This window comes from Enterobacter cloacae complex sp. 6730903 (assembly GCF_048283985.1).
GTDB classification, from domain to species: domain Bacteria; phylum Pseudomonadota; class Gammaproteobacteria; order Enterobacterales; family Enterobacteriaceae; genus Enterobacter; species Enterobacter hormaechei_C.
The window spans coordinates 1-270 of sequence record NZ_JBLVXX010000234.1; the positions used below are offsets into that span (position 1 = coordinate 1).

General features: G+C 40.7%; 1 protein-coding gene. It reads right to left on the minus strand.

Annotated features, from left to right (window positions below; all coding sequences use genetic code 11):
* The coding region (locus tag ACNQ0W_RS25725) for a tape measure protein (RefSeq protein ID WP_417933347.1) at positions 1 to 270 on the minus strand (270 nt) is incomplete at both ends.

Here is a 270-nt window from a genome sequence, read left to right on the forward strand (position 1 = left end):
CCTGCCCGAACTGAACTAAAGCAGCATCAGCAGCTTCTGCACTTGCACCACTAATTGCTACAGCTTTAGAAACTGTTTCAGTTAAACGTGCTGTGTCATCCATTGTGAGGTTTAAAGTTTTGGCATTATCACTAAAACGCTGGTAGACCTGTAGAACAGAATCCCATGCTGAATAGGTTTTTTGAGCAATTCGGAAAGTGTCTTCCGTAGCTTTATTTAGTTCAACTTGATTATTAGTGACCAACTTAAGGCGGTTTTGTAGTCCAGTAT